Origin of the sequence: Streptomyces gossypii, assembly GCF_025165795.1 — a bacterium.
Taxonomy (GTDB): Bacteria; Actinomycetota; Actinomycetes; order Streptomycetales; family Streptomycetaceae; genus Streptomyces; species Streptomyces gossypii.
In genome coordinates, this window is sequence record NZ_JAJAGO010000019.1 from 1 (window position 1) to 15,340 (window position 15,340).

A 15,340-nucleotide genomic window follows, 5' to 3' on the forward strand; every position below is an offset into this window, starting at 1 on the left:
TCGCGTTCACGTCGGAGGTGACGGTCGTGGTCATCGACTGGATGGAGACCGGCGCGTCACCACCGACGGCCACTGAGCCGACCTGGATCTGCCTGCTCCTCCGCCGGTCGGCGAGCTTGATCGGGACATCCGGCATTCCGAGCGAAATCGCGGTCATGGGCCTTCTCTCGTGACGGCAGAGCACACTGCGCGGGGCGACAGCGACTCTCGGTCGACGAACCAGTGGTCGCCACTGGAACCCCCTCCGTGGGGAGGGGCTGGGTCGAAGTGCGGGCACGCACCAGGCTAGCCGAGGTGCCGGACGCGCGAGGCCGCACACGAGCCGAGCGGGAAATGCCTTCCCGCCGTCACTTGTCCGGCACGGGTATGTCACCCGGTGAGCCGTACGGGATTCACCACGTCCGCCACGAGCACCAGGAGGGTGAAGCAGATGAAGACGCCCGCGACGACGTAGGCGACCGGCATCAGCCGGGCCACGTCGAACGGCCCGGGGTCGGGGCGGCGGAAGACTCTGGCGATTTTCCGGCGCAACGACTCCCACAAGGCTCCGGCCATATGACCGCCGTCCAGCGGCAGCAGGGGCAGCATGTTGAAGAGGAACAGCGACAGGTTGAAGCCCGCGACCAGGAACAGCATGGTCGCCACCCGCTGCTCCGGCGGAATGTCCAGGGAGAAGACGTCGCCGCCGACGCGGGCCGCGCCGACTACGCCCATAGGGGAGTCCTGCTTGCGTTCACCGTCGCCGAACGCCGCGTCCCACAGGTCAGGGATCTTGGCGGGGAGGTCTATCAGCGCCTCGACACCGGAGACCATGATGTCGCCCATCCGGTCGACGGCCTGCGGGAAGGACTGCTCGACAATGCCGCTTGCCGGGGTGAAGCCCAGAAAACCCGTGGTGACGAACTCACCCTGGACATATCCGCCCCGGCCGTCGAACTTCGCGACCTGGTTCTCCACGAGATCCGCGTGCAGGGTCTTACGGGTACCGTCCCGCTCGACGGTGAGGGTCGCGGGGCCGATGGTGTCGCGGATGTCCTTCTGAAGCTCGTCCCACTCGGTGACCTTGTGGCCGTTGAACGCCACGACCTTGTCACCAGGTTTCAGGCCCGCGGCCTTCGCCGGGGAGTCCGGAGCCTTGCCCGTGCACTTGTCGGTGTTGGCGGAGGCCTGGATGACGCAGTCGGAGACGCTGGACACGGTGGTCGTCGTCGTGTTGACGCCGAAGGACATCAGCACGCCGAGGAAGATCACCACAGCCAGGATCAAGTTCATGAACGGCCCGGCAAACATCACGATCACGCGCTTCCAGGGCTTGCGCGTGTAGAACAGCCGCTTCTCGTCGCCGGGCTGGAGCTCCTCGAACGCCGCCGCGCGGGCGTCCTCGATCATCCCACGGAAGGGTGAGGTGGAGCGCTGCCGGATGGCCCCGTCGTCCCCTGGCGGGAACATGCCGATCATGCGGATGTAGCCGCCGAGCGGGATCGCCTTGATGCCGTACTCGGTGTCGCCCTTACGACGGGAGAAGAGCGTCGGACCGAAGCCCACCATGTACTGGGGCACCCGGATGCCGAACATCTTGGCTGTCGAGAGGTGACCCAGCTCATGCCATGCGATGGAGAAAAGCAGACCCACGACGAAGACGACTATGCCGAGGATGGTCATGAATGTCGTCATGCACGGGCCTCCACTACGGCCTGGGCCAGCTCACGGGCTCGGCTGCGCGCCCAGCTCTCGGCTTCCAGGACATCGGACAGGGTCGGATCGGTTCCCGCGGGGTGGCCCCCCGAGTGTTCGCCGACCACAGCGGAGACCGTATCGACAATGCCGGTGAACGGCAGCCTGCCCGCGAGGAAAGCGTCGACGCACTCCTCGTTGGCTGCGTTGAAGACGGCAGGAGCGGTGCCACCGAGAGCGCCGACGTGACAAGCCAGCGGGACCGACGGGAACGCCTCCTCGTCCAGCGGGAAGAACTCCCAGGACATGGCCTTCGACCAGTCGAAGACCGGCCCCGAGTCCGGGACCCGGCTCGGCCATCCGAGGGCCAGCGCGATCGGCAGCCGCATGTCGGGCGGGCCGCATTGGGCCAGCGTGGAGCCGTCGGTGAACTCCACCATGGAATGGATGTACGACTGCGGGTGGACGACCACCTGAATCCGGTCGAAGGGGATGTCGTAGAGCAGATGCGCCTCGATCACCTCGAGTCCCTTGTTGACAAGGGTGGCGGAGTTCACGGTGATGACGGGGCCCATTTCCCATGTGGGATGGGCCAGCGCGTCCTGTGGCGTCACATTGGCGAGTTCCGCTCTCGTACGGCCGCGGAACGGGCCTCCGGAGGCGGTGACCAGCAGCTTGCGGACCTCCTGCCGGCTACCGCCCATCAGTGCCTGGAAGAGCGCGGAGTGCTCGGAGTCCACCGGGATGATCTGACCGGGTGCCGCGAGCGCCTTCACCAGCGGACCGCCGACGATCAGCGATTCCTTGTTGGCGAGTGCGAGCAGCCGTCCAGCCCGCAGCGCCGCCAGAGTGGGAGCCAGGCCGATGGAGCCGGTGATGCCGTTGAGCACCGTGTGGCACTCGGCGGCGGCCAGTTCGGTCGCGGCGTCGGGCCCTGCCAGCACCTCGGGGATGGGCTCCCCCGTCCCGTACTCCGCGCGCAGCGCCTGCCGCAGCTCGACGGCCTTGTCCTCCCGCGCGACCGCGACCGTACGCACCTGAAGACGGTGCGCCTGCCCGGCCAGCAGACCCACCCTGCCCCCTGCGGCGGACAGCCCGGTCACTCGGAAGCGGCCGGGATTGTTCAGCACCACGTCTACCGCCTGGGTGCCGATGGAGCCGGTCGACCCGAGAATCACGATGTCGCGGGGGCCGTCGGATGCCGGAGCATCGGCCGGGAAGCGCGTATGCGGATCAGCGAGGGAGTTGGTCATTGCCCCATTGTGTCTGGTCCGCTGTGACCGGGAGCACGGCGCCCTCCCGCCGTACGGGGCCGCCCCGGCCGGTCAGCGGACGGGCCGGTGCACGTTGTCCCTCCGGGCTGGTCCGGGTGCCTGGTCGGCGATCCAGGGGCCGTCGTCGGAGGGGTCGATGATGCCGGCCTCGAGCCAGGTGTAAGAGCCGTTGAGGATGCCGCGCACGACGGAGCGATCGAGGTCGTCGGTGTTCGTCCACAGCCGGCCGAAGAGCTCTTCCACGCGGATGCGCGCCTGGTGGCAGAAGGCGTCCGCGAGCCGCTGGGCGGCCCGGCCCTCGCCTCCCCCGTCGCTGCGCAGTTTCTCCGCACGTACGCAGGCCGCGCTCATCGCGAAGAGTTCCGCTCCGATGTCGACGATGCGGCCCAGGAAGCCCTGCTTCGTCTCCATCTTCCCCTGCCATCGGGTCATTGCGTAAAAGGTCGAGCGGGCCAGCTTGCGAGCGGTGCGCTCGATGTAGCGCATATGCGGGGCGAGATGACCGAACTCCGCGTACGAGCGCGGCAGGTGCCCCGGTCCGGCCACCAGCTTGGGGAGCCAGCGTGCGTAGAAGCCGCCTGCGGCGACGGCAGCCCGGCGCTTGTCGGCCATCGAGGCATCCGGGGCGATCAGATCACCGGCTACGGCAAGGTGCGCGTCGACCGCCTCTCTGGCGATCAGCAGGTGCATGATCTCCGTGGACCCCTCGAAGATGCGGTTGATACGCAGATCCCGCAGGATCTGTTCGGCCGGGACGGACCGCTCGCCCCGTGCGGCCAAGGACGCCGCGGTCTCGAAGCCCCGTCCGCCGCGGATCTGGACCAGTTCGTCGGCGATCAGCCACGCCATCTCGGAGCCGTAGAGCTTGGCCAGCGCGGCTTCGATCCGGATGTCGTTGCGGTCCTCGTCCGCCATCTGGGAGGCGAGATCGAGGACCGCCTCCAGCGCGAAGGTCGTCGCGGCGATGAAGGACATCTTGCTGCCGACGGCTTCGTGCTTCGCCACCGGCCTGCCCCACTGGACGCGCGCCTCGGTCCACTCCCGGGCGATCTTCAGGCACCACTTGCCCGCCCCGACACACGTGGCGGGAAGTGAGAGGCGCCCGGTGTTCAGTGTGGTGAGCGCGATCTTGAGACCGGCTCCCTCGGGACCGATGCGGTTGGCGGCTGGTACGCGTACCCGGTGGAAGCGGGTGACGCCGTTCTCCAGGCCACGCAGTCCCATGAACTCGTTACGGTTCTCGACGGTGATTCCGGGCGAGTTCGCCTCCACCACGAATGCGGTGATGCCTCCCTTACGCTCCGGCGTACGGGGCACCCGCGCCATCACGACCAGCAGGTCGGCGATCACGCCGTTGGTCGTCCACAGCTTCACCCCGTCCAGGACGTACTCGTCGCCCTCGGGGATCGCCGAGGTGGCGAGCCGTGCCGGGTCGGAGCCGACATCCGGCTCGGTCAGCAGGAACGCCGAGATGTCGGTGCGGGCACAGCGAGGCAGGAAGGTGTCCTTCTGCTCCTGGGTGCCGAAGAGTTTCAGCGGCTGCGGCACCCCGATCGACTGGTGTGCGGAGAGCAGCGCCCCGACGGCGGGACTGACCGAGCTGACCAGCGCGAGGGCCTTGTTGTAGTAGACCTGGGAGAGGCCGAGACCGCCGTATTCGGTGTCGACCTTCATGCCGAGCGCGCCCAACTCCTTGAGTCCGCCCACCACGTCGTCCGGGATGCGGGCCTCCCGCTCGATCAGCGGGCCGTCGATCACGCTTTCGCAGAAGACGCGGAGTGCGGCGAGGAACTCCTCACCGCGCCGAACGGACTCCGGTTCCGGCTGGGGGTGCGGGTGGATGAGATCGAGCCGGAACCGGCCGAGGAAAAGCTCTTTGGCGAAACTGGGCTTGCGCCAGTCCTGTTCGCGGGCGGCCTCGGCCACCTCTCGCGCCTCACGCTCTGTGACGGTCATGACGCTCGTTCACCTCGCACTTCCAGCGCTCGCTGCGCACTGGCGCCCGCGCACTCGCACAGGCGCTACCGACGGGTGCTACTCGTCCGTATCTACCCGAAACGCGCGGTCCGTGCCAGCCCCCGCGCGGAAAGGCGCAGTCGGTGCGGGGCCCGGGGTCACCTCGGTGCGGAGCCCGGGGTCACGGCACGACACGGAAATGGGTGGTGAGGCGGCCGTCGTCGTCATAAATATGGAAGGCGAGCATCGGGGGCAGCTCGTAGTCGATCGGCGTTTCGCCCTCCCAGGGCATTCGCAGCGTCGAGACGACTCCCGGCGCGGCGAGCAGCGGCATCCCGGCGAAGCTGGTCGCCGCCGCCATGTGGGTGTGCCCGCACAGCAGCGCGGCGACGTGGGGGTGGCGGGTGACCACCTCGGCGAGCCGCTCCTCGCCGAACTGCCGGATCGGGTCGACGTACTGCCCGTGCAGCGGCACGGGCGGGTGGTGGAAGCAGACGAATGCCGGGGCCTCGTGCGGGGCGGCAAGGAGTTCGCCGTCCAGCCACGCGAGCGTGGTGTCGTCCAGGTAACCGGCCCCGCGGCCCGGAATGCTGGAGTCGCACATGAGAAAGGTCGCGCCGGGAAGGCGGTGCGCCGCATTGACGGGCGACGCGTCGGCCGGATCGGCAGAGTCGGTGAGGCTGCCGCTGGGCAGCCCGGCGCGGTAGGCACCGCGCACGTCGTGGTTGCCGGGGCACAGCAGCACGGTGTGGCAGGACGAGGTGAGCAGCTCGGCTGCCTCCTCATACTCCTCGGGGGCCCCATGATCGGCGATGTCACCGGTCAGCAGGACGGCATCGAGTTCGCCGGGGAGATCGTCGAGATAGCGCAGCACACGCGCGGCGCGCTCGCGGGCGCGCTCGCCGTTGTCACCTTCGTGGTCCTGGCCGAGGTGGATGTCGCTGAAATGGGCGAAGACGAACATGTCGCCGAGTCTCACTTTCATGAGGCCGAGAAGGCGCGGACCGGATTGTGCACGAAGACACGGGCGGCGAGTTCGCCGCCCGACTCCTGTTCGATCCGGGGGTACAGGTGGCTGAGCAGGTAGGGCCTTCCGGGGGCCGAGCCGGCGGCGGTAGTCGTTGTAGCCGCCGATCAGAAGCTGGTCGGCGTGCCCGGCTGGGGCCAGCTCTACGAGCGTGCCAGCAGGTACCCGTCGGTGGCGTGGTGAGCGCGGGAAGGGCCATCGAACACCAGGTGGGCTCCGGTCGCGGCAGAGGAGCTCGGCCAATTCGAGCGCGGCGGTTCCCGCCCTCCAGATGGACGGCGATGGGTGCGCCGGTCGCGTGGTGCGCCGCAGCGGGCGGTGAGGGGCGCGTCGTCCGGGCCCCAAGGGGTCCACTGCACGACGGCGCCCCCCGAGCGCCGCGAAGGCATGCAGTTCCACCCCGCGGCGGGTCGGAGTCGGCGAGTTCCTGCCCCGGCAGTCGGGCGCTGCGCAGGAAGAGGTGATCATGAGAGTTGAAGGCTCCGATCAGCCGGGGACGGTGCGGATCACCGGGTCGTTCCCTGGGAAAGGTGCAGTACCTCGTAGCGCTGCTCCCCTTCGGAGCCGCCGGGCACGCCCAGGATGCGCAGGACGAAGCGGACCAGCTCCCAGCGGTGCGGGTCCAGGCCGAGAGCGGCGCTGTGGACGCCGGGTTCGCGCACCACCGCGCGCAGTTCGTCGAGCGCGAGGTCGATGGTGGTGGCGGTGTCGCCGCCTTCCGGGACGGCCCGCATCAAGCGCTCGGCCACACGCGGCGTCTCGCCATGCGCCGGACCGTGCTCGTGTGCGAGACCATGCCAGTTCCGTACTGCTGGACGCCCGAAGTCGTCGCTCAGCCCCTGGAATCCCGGACCACGGAGGAACCCGGTGAGGGCTTCGTGGTCGGTCCAGAGGTAGAAGGGGGCGTACTGGTTGACCGTTGAGCCGTCCTTGCCGCGTTCCCGAATAGCGAACGCCTTGAGGCCGAGCCCCGGCCAGCCGTCGAGCAGATGCCCCTTGCTGCGCACTCGACGGCGTATGACGTCCATTTCATAGTCAGCGGGCAGGGTGATCTCGTACTGCAGGGCATGCATGGAGCGGACTCCCGAAGGTTGAAGGGTCAGTCGGCCGAAAGCAGCGCGGGGCGGCGCACGGGGCGCACACTGTGCGGTTCGCGGGCGGGCCCCGTCGGGCGGGCCGGTCAGTTGGTCAGACGGCCCGCGTCAGCGGCCGAGCCGGCCGGGGAGCGACTTGACGAGTGTTTCCGTTCCGGGGCGGAGCCCAGGCGGGGAGGTCTGGGCGCGGGCTCCTTCGAGGAGCCGCAGGAGACCGTCGACAGCCTGATGGAACGGGGCGGCGTCGGCAGCGGACCGGGCCAGGACGTAGCCGCCCTGAACGACCGCGACGATGGTGGCCGCAGTGGCCCTTGCGTCCAGCTCAGCGGTCAGCTCTCCGCTCCGGCGCCCCTTTTCGAGCACCTCCGTCAGCTGGTCGCGTAGCCAGCCGAAGGTCTCCTCCAGTGGACGGCGCAGCTCCGGGTCGGCGACGATGTCGGGATCCTGCGCCAGTCCGCCGATGCGGCAGCCGCGGAGCACGGAGCGCTCTCGCGTGAGATAGGCCCGCACCCGCTCCAGCGCACTGCCTGAACTCCGCAGATCGCCCTCTGCGGTCGCCCGCAACTGTTCGGCGCTGCGGCGTACGGCGGCGGCCGCGAGACCCGCCTTCCCGGCGAAGTGGTGATACATACTGCCCTGGCCGGCGCCCGCTCGCTGCTGAATGGCTTTCGGGCTGGTCCCCACGTAGCCGCGCTCCCACAGCAGTTCCTGCGTGGCCACGATCAGCTTCTCCCCTGTACTCATGACCTCAATGTACATACCAGTAGGTACAATCGTCAGGCAGCGAACCGCTGCCCGGTCCGTGTGACCGGGCAGCGGTTGAAAGCAGTGCGGAGGAGAGTCAGGGCACGTCACCTGCGGCCGGACCTCCGAGCCGCTGCCTCAGAGATCGAGGCCGGTGAGCACCATGACCCGCTCGTAGGTGTAGTCCTCCATCGCGAACTGCACGCCCTCTCGGCCCACGCCCGACTGCTTGGCACCGCCATAGGGCATCTGATCCGCACGGTAGGACGGCACATCGCCGATGATCACACCGCCCGTCTCCAGGGCGCGGTGCGCACGGAACGCCGCTTGGACGTCGTGGGTGAAGACGCCCGCCTGCAGGCCGTACGGGGAGTCGTTGGCCGCCGCGAACGCCGCCTCCTCACCCTCGACCCTGGTGACCGACATGACCGGTCCGAACACCTCGTCGCAGCCGATCTTGCTGTCCGAGGGCACGTTCTCGAGCACCGTCGGGGCGTAGGACGCACGCTCACGGGTGCCACCCGTGAGTACCTTGGCTCCGGCCGCCACGGCTTCCGCCACCCAGGACTCGACCCGCTTGGCCGCGTCCTCGCTCACCAGGGGACCGACGTCCGTAGCGGGGTCGGAGGGGTCACCGGTTCGCAGTCGCTCGACCGCTTCGACGATCTTCGGCACCAGCCGGTCGTAGACCGAGGTGTCGGCGATGACGCGCTGCACCGAGATGCAGGACTGCCCGCCCTGGTAGTTGGAGAACGTGGCGATGCGCTGCGCGGCCCAGTCGATGTCGGCGTCGGTGGCGTAATCGGCGAGGACCACTGCCGCTCCGTTACCGCCGAGTTCCAGCGTGACGCGCTTGCGCGGAGCGGAGTCCAGAATGGACCAGCCCACCGGGGCGGAGCCGGTGAAGGAGACCACGGGCAGCCGCTCGTCCTGGACGAGATCCGGCATCCGGTCGTTCGGGACCGGGAGCACGGACCAGGAGCCGGCGGGGAGGTCCGTTTCGGCCAGCAGTTCGCCGAGCAGCAGCCCGGACAGCGGTGTGGCCGGAGCGGGCTTGAGCAGGATCGGAGTGCCGACCGCGAGGGCGGGGGCGACCTTGTGGGCGCAGAGGTTCAGCGGGAAGTTGAAGGGCGCGATGCCCAGCACGGGGCCGCGCGGGAACCGTCGGGTCAGGGCGAGCCGCCCGGTGCCGCCGGCGTCGGTGTCCAGACGCTGTGCCACGCCCCCGTTGAAGCGGCGCGCCTCCTCCGCCGCCAGCCGGAAGACCGAGATGCACCGGCCGACTTCACCGCGGGCCCATTTCATGGGCTTGCCGTTCTCCGCCGAGATCAGCTCCGCGATCTCCTCGGCCCGCTCCGTGATCCTCGAACAGACGTGATCGAGCGCGGCAGCCCGTACGTGCGCGGGGGTGGCGGCGAACTCGTCGGCGACCGCCACGGCGGCGGCCACGGCCTCTTCGACCTGCGCGGCGGTGGGCACGCTCACGGTGCCGACTGGACGGCCGTCCCAGGGAGAGGTGACCTCGAATGTCTGATCGCCGGTCGCCTGACGGCCGGCGAGCCAGAACGCGTGGGTGGCGGCTTCCTTCGTAGCTGGCACAGTGAATCCCGGCCCTTCCGAAATGGTGGTGAAATGAAGGGGATGGTGCGGTTGGGTCTCTGCCGCCCACCGTAGGGCGGCAAGGCCGGAAGGTTGATTGTCCGGCGCGGCGCATTCCGGCCTCCGTGTACACCTCTTTGTCCCCCTGGTGCTGTGACCGGCCAGGTTCACAGGCCCGCGACGCCCCGCACGGCGCCTCGCCGCGTTGTCCGAGGCGGCTGAGTACGCCCGGCACGAGGGGATCTCCACCTTGTGAAGCGTCCTCGTCCTCTGCCGCGGGGACGGCCGAGAAGGCGCCCCGAGCGGTTGACCAGTTCATGCCATAGCGCCAGTATGCGCGCGCACAGCGGTACACGGACAAACCCCCACCCGTCGCACTGGACACCCCAGGAGATGCGATGCGCATACCCCTACACGGCACGAAGCGGACCACAGCCGCAGCCGTACTGCTGGCCCTCGCGCTGGCTGCTCCGGTGGCCGCACAGGCCGCCGACGCACCACCACCCCAAACCGCGTCCGGGCACGACACCGACGCCCGCGAGCGGAGCGGACAACGCACCGGAGAACCGACCCTGAAGAGCTACCGGGCGAACGGCGTCCGCACACGGAAGCAGCGCAGCGCCGTCGCCGCGACCGGAGTCTCCATCGACACCGTGCACGAACGCTCGGTGGTCATCACCGGGGACCCCGCCCAAGTCCGCGCGGTAGAACGGCTGGGCCACGAACTCACCGCCCTGAGCGGCCCCCCGGCGCGTACACGACCGGGCGAGCGCCCCGGCGCTAAGGACTTCCCACCACAGGATTCCGGATATCACAACTACGCCGAGGCCAATAGGGCAATCGACGGCTACCTCGAGAAGTATCCGGACATCATGACGAGAGAGGTCATCGGACGCTCCTACGAGGGGCGCGACATCGTCGCCGTGAAGATCAGTGACAACGCGGCGCAGGACGAGAACGAGCCCGAGGTCCTCTTCACCCACCACCAGCACGCCCGCGAACACCTGACCGTCGAGATGGCCCTCTACACCCTCGGCGAATTCGGCGCGAAATACGGCTCCGAGGACCGGATCACCAAAATGGTCGACGAGCGCGAACTGTGGATCATCCCGGACATCAATCCGGACGGCGGGGAGTACGACATCGCGTCCGGCAGCTACCAGATGTGGCGCAAGAACCGGGAGCCCAACTCCGGTTCCTCCGCCGTCGGCACGGACCTCAACCGCAACTGGGACTACAAGTGGGCCTGTTGCGGCGGCTCCAGTGGAAACCCGGGGTCCCAGACCTATCGGGGCCCGTCGGCCGAGTCCTCGACGGAGGTCGGCGTGGTTGCGGACTTCACCCGCAGCCGCGTGGTGGAGGGCCAGCAGCAGATCACCGCGCACATCGACTTCCACACCTACAGCGAACTGGTGCTGTGGCCGTACGGCTACACCTACGGCGACACGGCCGACGGGCTCACGCAGGACGATCGGGACGCCTTCGCCGCCATCGGCACGTCGATGGCCGACAGCAACGGCTACACGCCACAGCAGTCGAGCAATCTCTACATCACCGACGGCTCGGTCAACGACTGGATGTGGGCCGATCAGAAGGACTTCTCCTACACCTTCGAGATGTACCCGGGCTCCGCAGGGGGCGGCGGCTTCTACCCGCCCGACGAAGTCATCGGTGAGCAGACCGCGCGCAACAAGGAAGCCGTGCTGATTCTTCTCGAGAACGCTGACTGCATGTACCGCTCGATCGGCAAGGAGCAGGAGTACTGCCCAACAGGTTGACCGGGGAATCGGCGGCCGCCCCGTCAGTCCCGGCGGAGCGGCCGCCGCACAGCCGTCGAGCCGTCGGCACGGGGCGGGGCAAGACCGCTCGGGCAGGCCGATGCGGGGCAGGGCTCAGCTGGTGGCCTTGAGCGCCAGCCAGAGCTCCATACGCACGTCAGGGTCGTCCAGGGAACGGCCGAGGATCTCCTCGACCCGGCGCATCCGGTAGCGGAGCGTATGCCGGTGCACACCGAGATCAGCCGCGGCGGCGTCCCACTGACCATGGCGGGAGAGCCAGGCGCGAAGCGAGGCCACGAGGTCACCCCGTCCGTGCGCATCATGCTCGTGCAGCTTGCGCAGCAGACCGTCCGCGAACGCGCGTACGGCGTCGTCCGCCAGCAGCGGCAGCACGGACCCCGCAGCGACATCCTCGTGCTCCACGAGCACCGCACCGCGCCGCCGGGCGACGGACAGGGCCTGGCCCGCCTGTTTGAAAGCCACGGCGGTAGCAGGAAGGCCAGCAGGTGCGGAAACCCCGACAACCAGTGCCTCCTCCTGGCGCGAACCGGACTCGGACCGGATCTCGGCCATATCGGCCGCGGAACGTGCGCAGGCGGCAGCAGCAGCGCCGCCGTCCGAGGCCAGCACCACCAGGCGCTCCCCGTCCGGTACGACCAGCACGGCCTCACCGTTGCGCGCGGCGGCCGTCTCCACGGCGTCGGCCAAATCGTCAAGCACGCTGGGGGTCGGTGCTCCGGACGAGGTTGCGAAGGGAGAGCTTCCGGACGGTTTCCCACCGTGCGCCAAGCTGTGAACCCTCGCCCGGGGCCCGGCGGGAGCCGTCCCCGGCCCGGTCACCGGGGCGCCCGCCGGGGTGATGGTGGTGAGGGCGGTCACAGCCCTCGACCCGACGGCCGCCCCGCCCCCGCGGGTGCGGGGCTTCCCTCCGGACGCCGGCTCCGCGACGATGACTCTCATCGGGGCATCCAGCAGTCCTCCGTACAGCTGCCCCGCCACCGCGCGGGCATGGTCGGCCTCTCCGGCCAGCAGCATCCGCAACACCGCCGCGCCCAGCCGCTGCTCGGCTTCCTGCAGCGCGCGCGATCGCTCCGTCGTCAGGGTCAACAGAGCGACCGCCGAGTGCACCGCGTAACGCTCGGCCGTGCCCAGTCGCGCAGCCGTCCCCACCGCCAGTACAGCCTTGGCACGGCGCCCGGTACCGACCGACTGGAGCTCGACCCGGTCGTCGCCCGCCTCTGACTCACTGACCACAGCGCTCGCCGGCGCCGGACGGTCCCGCACCCTCTCCGCGTCACCTGCGAAGCGGGCCGCGCGCCGTACCGCCCAAGCGGGGGCGGTGGCGACCACGGCCCCCGCGGCGTCGTACAGGGCGGCCCAGCCGTTCACATGCCCCGCCAACCGGGCGAGCAGCGCAGTCGGGCCCTCCTGCGAGAGCGCGGCCGTGGTCATGTCGCGCTGTGCGTCGAAACCCGCGGTCACCGCGCGGTACTGCTCGGCGGCGATCGCCGCGGACACCACCTTGCTGATCGCGATGAAGGGCGTACGGCGCGGCACTTCGAGCAACGGAAGATCCGCCTCGCACGCAGCGTTGATCAGGGCGCCGGGTGCCTTCTCATAGTTCACGCCAGCGGCGAAGGCCAGCCCCACCACCCCCTTGCCAGCGAGCAACCGCACGTATGAGCGCATCGCCTGGGGATCCTCCGCGTCCAGTTTCAGCGCGGTGATCATAATCAGTTCGCCGCCGTCCAGATACGGCGTGGGATCGGCCAGCTCGCTGGCGTGCGCCCAGCGCACTGGCGTGTCGAGCCGGTCCTGCCCCGCGAGCACGGAGAGTCGCAGTGCGGAGTGCTGGACGAGGCTGGCAAGAGTCGGTGGCATAACGCCCTCACCGTACAGGCGTCCATCCCATTCCGGTCATTCTCCCTCTTCCTCCCTTGGCCCTGCTCACTCCCCGAGCCTGGTCAGCACCGGTGGGGTGCGCTCCCCGCGTACGGTCGTCAACGAGAGCACCGCGTGCCCGGGCGGAAGCTCGTTGGCCAAGTCGGAAGCGGACCAACGCTCACGCTGCACGGTGCGTACGGTCACAGACTCGGCGGATACGTACCTGCCGGTCGCCAGCCGCCGCACGGCATGCATCAGGCGGGTCAGCGGCTCGTCCGAGACAAGCTCGCGGTTGGTGACATCACGGGTCTGCACCCACTCCGTGCCCCATACCTCCGCGAAGTGCTCCGCGTCCCAGGGTGTCACTCCGGCGCACACCATCCGGCAGCCGACCGCGCCGAGCAGCGGCCCCCGCAGCGCCCCGGGCACCTCATCGAGTGCCCTCAGCGTGAGCAACGCCCCTGCGTGGCCGGACCGCAGACTCTGGATGCCGCGCAGCGCCTGCGGAGTGACGGTCTGCGCCGCGTCGTCCAGTACCAGGCAGGCGAAGAGCGACTGGTCGGCGCGGGCCGCCACACACTCGGTGAACTGGGCGAGGACCAGCCGCGCGAAGATGCGGGAAGCCTCCGCGTGGCCCCGTTCGGGCAGGTCGATCCGGACCCGCAACGGGTGCTCGAGTGTCCGCAGGGAGAACGGCCGGTGCCCCGCACCGGTGGCTCTTCCGCTCCAGGGCACGAAGAAGTCGGCGAACGTGGGCCGGTCGAGCAGGGCGATCCGGTCCGCGAGCAACGGGGCGGTGTCACCGGAGCGGCCGGTCTGCCGCTCGTATGCATCCAGTTCGCGGATCTGGCTGTGCAAGTCGGCGCCTTCCAGCGCGCCACGCAGAGCCCGCAGGGCGGCCGGTGCCCCGTCCAGCAGCTCGCGTAGCTCCGGGACGTCCGGGAAGCGCCCGTGGACGGCCCGGTAGGGGCCGATGAGCTGGGCCAGCGCCGTCGCGGCGCGGCGGCTGTCACCGCCCGGAAGCGTTTCGGCCAGGTCCCCCACCAGTGCCTCGGCCAGCATGCCGGCCGCCTCGTCAGGGTCGGCCGAGCCACCGTAGAGGTCGAGGCCATACACCGATTCTGGACGGCCCAACCGCACGACGACGTCAAAGGCGTCGTCGGGAGCGAGCCGGGCACCGGCAGCGGTCACGACGACGACGGCTGCCTGGCCGGCGAGTGCCTGCAGGCAGAGCGACTCCACGACAGGCCTCACGAGGCGGGTGGACTTGCCCGAGCCGGGTGGGCCGACAGCCAGCGCGGAGGTACCGAGTAGCGAGGGGTCGAGGGCGAGACCCGCCCCCCGGTAGTCGTCCGGATTGCGCTCCACGTCCGCTGCGGTACCGATGCGGACCTGGCGCAGAGAGAGGTCGTGCCGTGCCGCGCGGAGAGGAAGGTCCCGGTCACCGGACGGATGGGCACAGGCTGCCGCACCGTCCCGCAGGACGGATTCGGTGAACGCGGGCAACCGGCCGACACGTGCCCGCACGGAGTGCCAGGCGCGGGTGATGCGCGCGTGATCCACGTCGCTCATCCGGCCGTTCCGGATCTCCGCGGCCAGGCGTTCCGCGACTTCCGGGGCCCCACCGGCACGCAGTTCAGGCCACCCGACGGGGTCGACTACCGGGGCCACGGGGGCCGACGGGGCAGTACGGCGGCGGCGCCGGGCCAGCCGGGCGGCGCCCCGGCGCCACACCTCCTGCCAGTGGCCGACACGTCCGAAGACGACCGCGATCCCGGTGAGGATCAGTCCAAAGTAGGGCCAGGACGCAAGACTGAAGACTGGTCCTTTGTCAGGCGTGAGTGCGTACAGCGGCCAGAGCCAATACGTGCCCAAGTAGCCGTTCCAGAGCAAGGACCAGATCAGCCAGCCGATCAGGAACGACACCACGGCGCCGCTGAGCAGCTGACGGGCGGGGATACGGTCCGGGTCAGCTGGCGGCCTCCGCTCGTATCCGCAGCGCCAGATACCCGGCTCCGTCTCGGGGCGCGGCATCCGCAGCCAATCGGCGAGAGACGGGCCGGTGTCGGGTACCTGTCGGGGCATTGAGGGCTGGCCGGAGGACGGGGGCCATGCATGGGGCGGAGCCGCGGGCGGAGGCGCAGAGGCGGGTGGGGGGATGGCAGGGGGCGGAACGGCGGCGCTGCCGGGCCGCGGAGTACCCGCTGCGTAGGTTCCGCCTGTCTCCCGTTCACGACGGGAAGAGTCCATGTCCGTCAAGTGTCTCTACCCCTGATCAGCCCGCGAGTGTCACTGCCTGCTCACCCAATC

Annotated in this window: 11 protein-coding genes; 1 reads left to right on the plus strand and 10 read right to left on the minus strand. The window is 69.6% G+C overall.

Translation table 11 applies throughout. The annotated features are described in order from the left end of the window. From LHJ74_RS30540 to LHJ74_RS30575, 8 genes are all read right to left on the minus strand, one after another. On the minus strand, nucleotides 1–157 hold a 157-nt coding region (locus tag LHJ74_RS30540; RefSeq protein WP_511262225.1), incomplete at its 3' end, for a flavodoxin-dependent (E)-4-hydroxy-3-methylbut-2-enyl-diphosphate synthase. 212 nt (nucleotides 158–369) lie between these two features. Next, entirely contained in the window at nucleotides 370–1,674 is a 1,305-nt protein-coding gene (locus LHJ74_RS30545; RefSeq protein WP_260221501.1) for a M50 family metallopeptidase, read from the minus strand. Beyond that, on the minus strand, nucleotides 1,671–2,927 hold the full coding sequence (dxr, locus tag LHJ74_RS30550) for a 1-deoxy-D-xylulose-5-phosphate reductoisomerase (protein ID WP_260221502.1): 1,257 nt from the start codon (nucleotides 2,925–2,927) through the stop codon (nucleotides 1,671–1,673). Before dxr ends, LHJ74_RS30545 begins: the two co-directional genes overlap by 4 nt. A gap of 72 nt (nucleotides 2,928–2,999) precedes the next feature. Next, on the minus strand, nucleotides 3,000–4,904 hold the full coding sequence (locus tag LHJ74_RS30555; protein ID WP_260221503.1) for an acyl-CoA dehydrogenase family protein: 1,905 nt from the start codon (nucleotides 4,902–4,904) through the stop codon (nucleotides 3,000–3,002). Between the two features lie 181 nt (nucleotides 4,905–5,085). Beyond that, nucleotides 5,086–5,868, minus strand: coding sequence for a metallophosphoesterase (locus LHJ74_RS30560; RefSeq protein WP_260221655.1), 783 nt, complete (start codon nucleotides 5,866–5,868; stop codon nucleotides 5,086–5,088). Between the two features lie 569 nt (nucleotides 5,869–6,437). Further along, entirely contained in the window at nucleotides 6,438–7,004 is a 567-nt protein-coding gene (locus LHJ74_RS30565; RefSeq protein ID WP_260221504.1) for a DUF4865 family protein, read from the minus strand. Nucleotides 7,005–7,133: 129 nt separating this feature from the next. Continuing rightward, nucleotides 7,134–7,769 carry a TetR/AcrR family transcriptional regulator gene (locus tag LHJ74_RS30570; protein ID WP_260221505.1) on the minus strand — a complete coding sequence of 212 codons (636 nt, stop codon included), beginning with the start codon at nucleotides 7,767–7,769 and terminating at the stop codon, nucleotides 7,134–7,136. 138 nt (nucleotides 7,770–7,907) lie between these two features. Beyond that, nucleotides 7,908–9,368 carry an aldehyde dehydrogenase family protein gene (locus tag LHJ74_RS30575; RefSeq protein ID WP_260221506.1) on the minus strand — a complete coding sequence of 487 codons (1,461 nt, stop codon included), beginning with the start codon at nucleotides 9,366–9,368 and terminating at the stop codon, nucleotides 7,908–7,910. A 398-nt stretch (nucleotides 9,369–9,766) separates the two neighbouring features. Between LHJ74_RS30575 and LHJ74_RS30580 the strand changes: the two genes are divergently transcribed. Next, complete coding sequence (locus LHJ74_RS30580; RefSeq protein WP_260221507.1) at nucleotides 9,767–11,146, plus strand: M14 family metallopeptidase; 1,380 nt, start codon at nucleotides 9,767–9,769, stop codon at nucleotides 11,144–11,146. A 114-nt stretch (nucleotides 11,147–11,260) separates the two neighbouring features. Here the strand turns inward: LHJ74_RS30580 and LHJ74_RS30585 are convergent, their stop codons facing one another. Together LHJ74_RS30585 and LHJ74_RS30590 are read right to left on the minus strand one after the other, a co-directional pair. After that, nucleotides 11,261–13,027 carry a PucR family transcriptional regulator gene (locus LHJ74_RS30585; protein ID WP_260221508.1) on the minus strand — a complete coding sequence of 589 codons (1,767 nt, stop codon included), beginning with the start codon at nucleotides 13,025–13,027 and terminating at the stop codon, nucleotides 11,261–11,263. A gap of 66 nt (nucleotides 13,028–13,093) precedes the next feature. Continuing rightward, nucleotides 13,094–15,280: an ATP-binding protein gene (locus LHJ74_RS30590; RefSeq protein WP_375546873.1), complete on the minus strand. Its 2,187-nt coding sequence runs from the start codon at nucleotides 15,278–15,280 to the stop codon at nucleotides 13,094–13,096. Nucleotides 15,281–15,340: the final 60 nt, after the last annotated feature.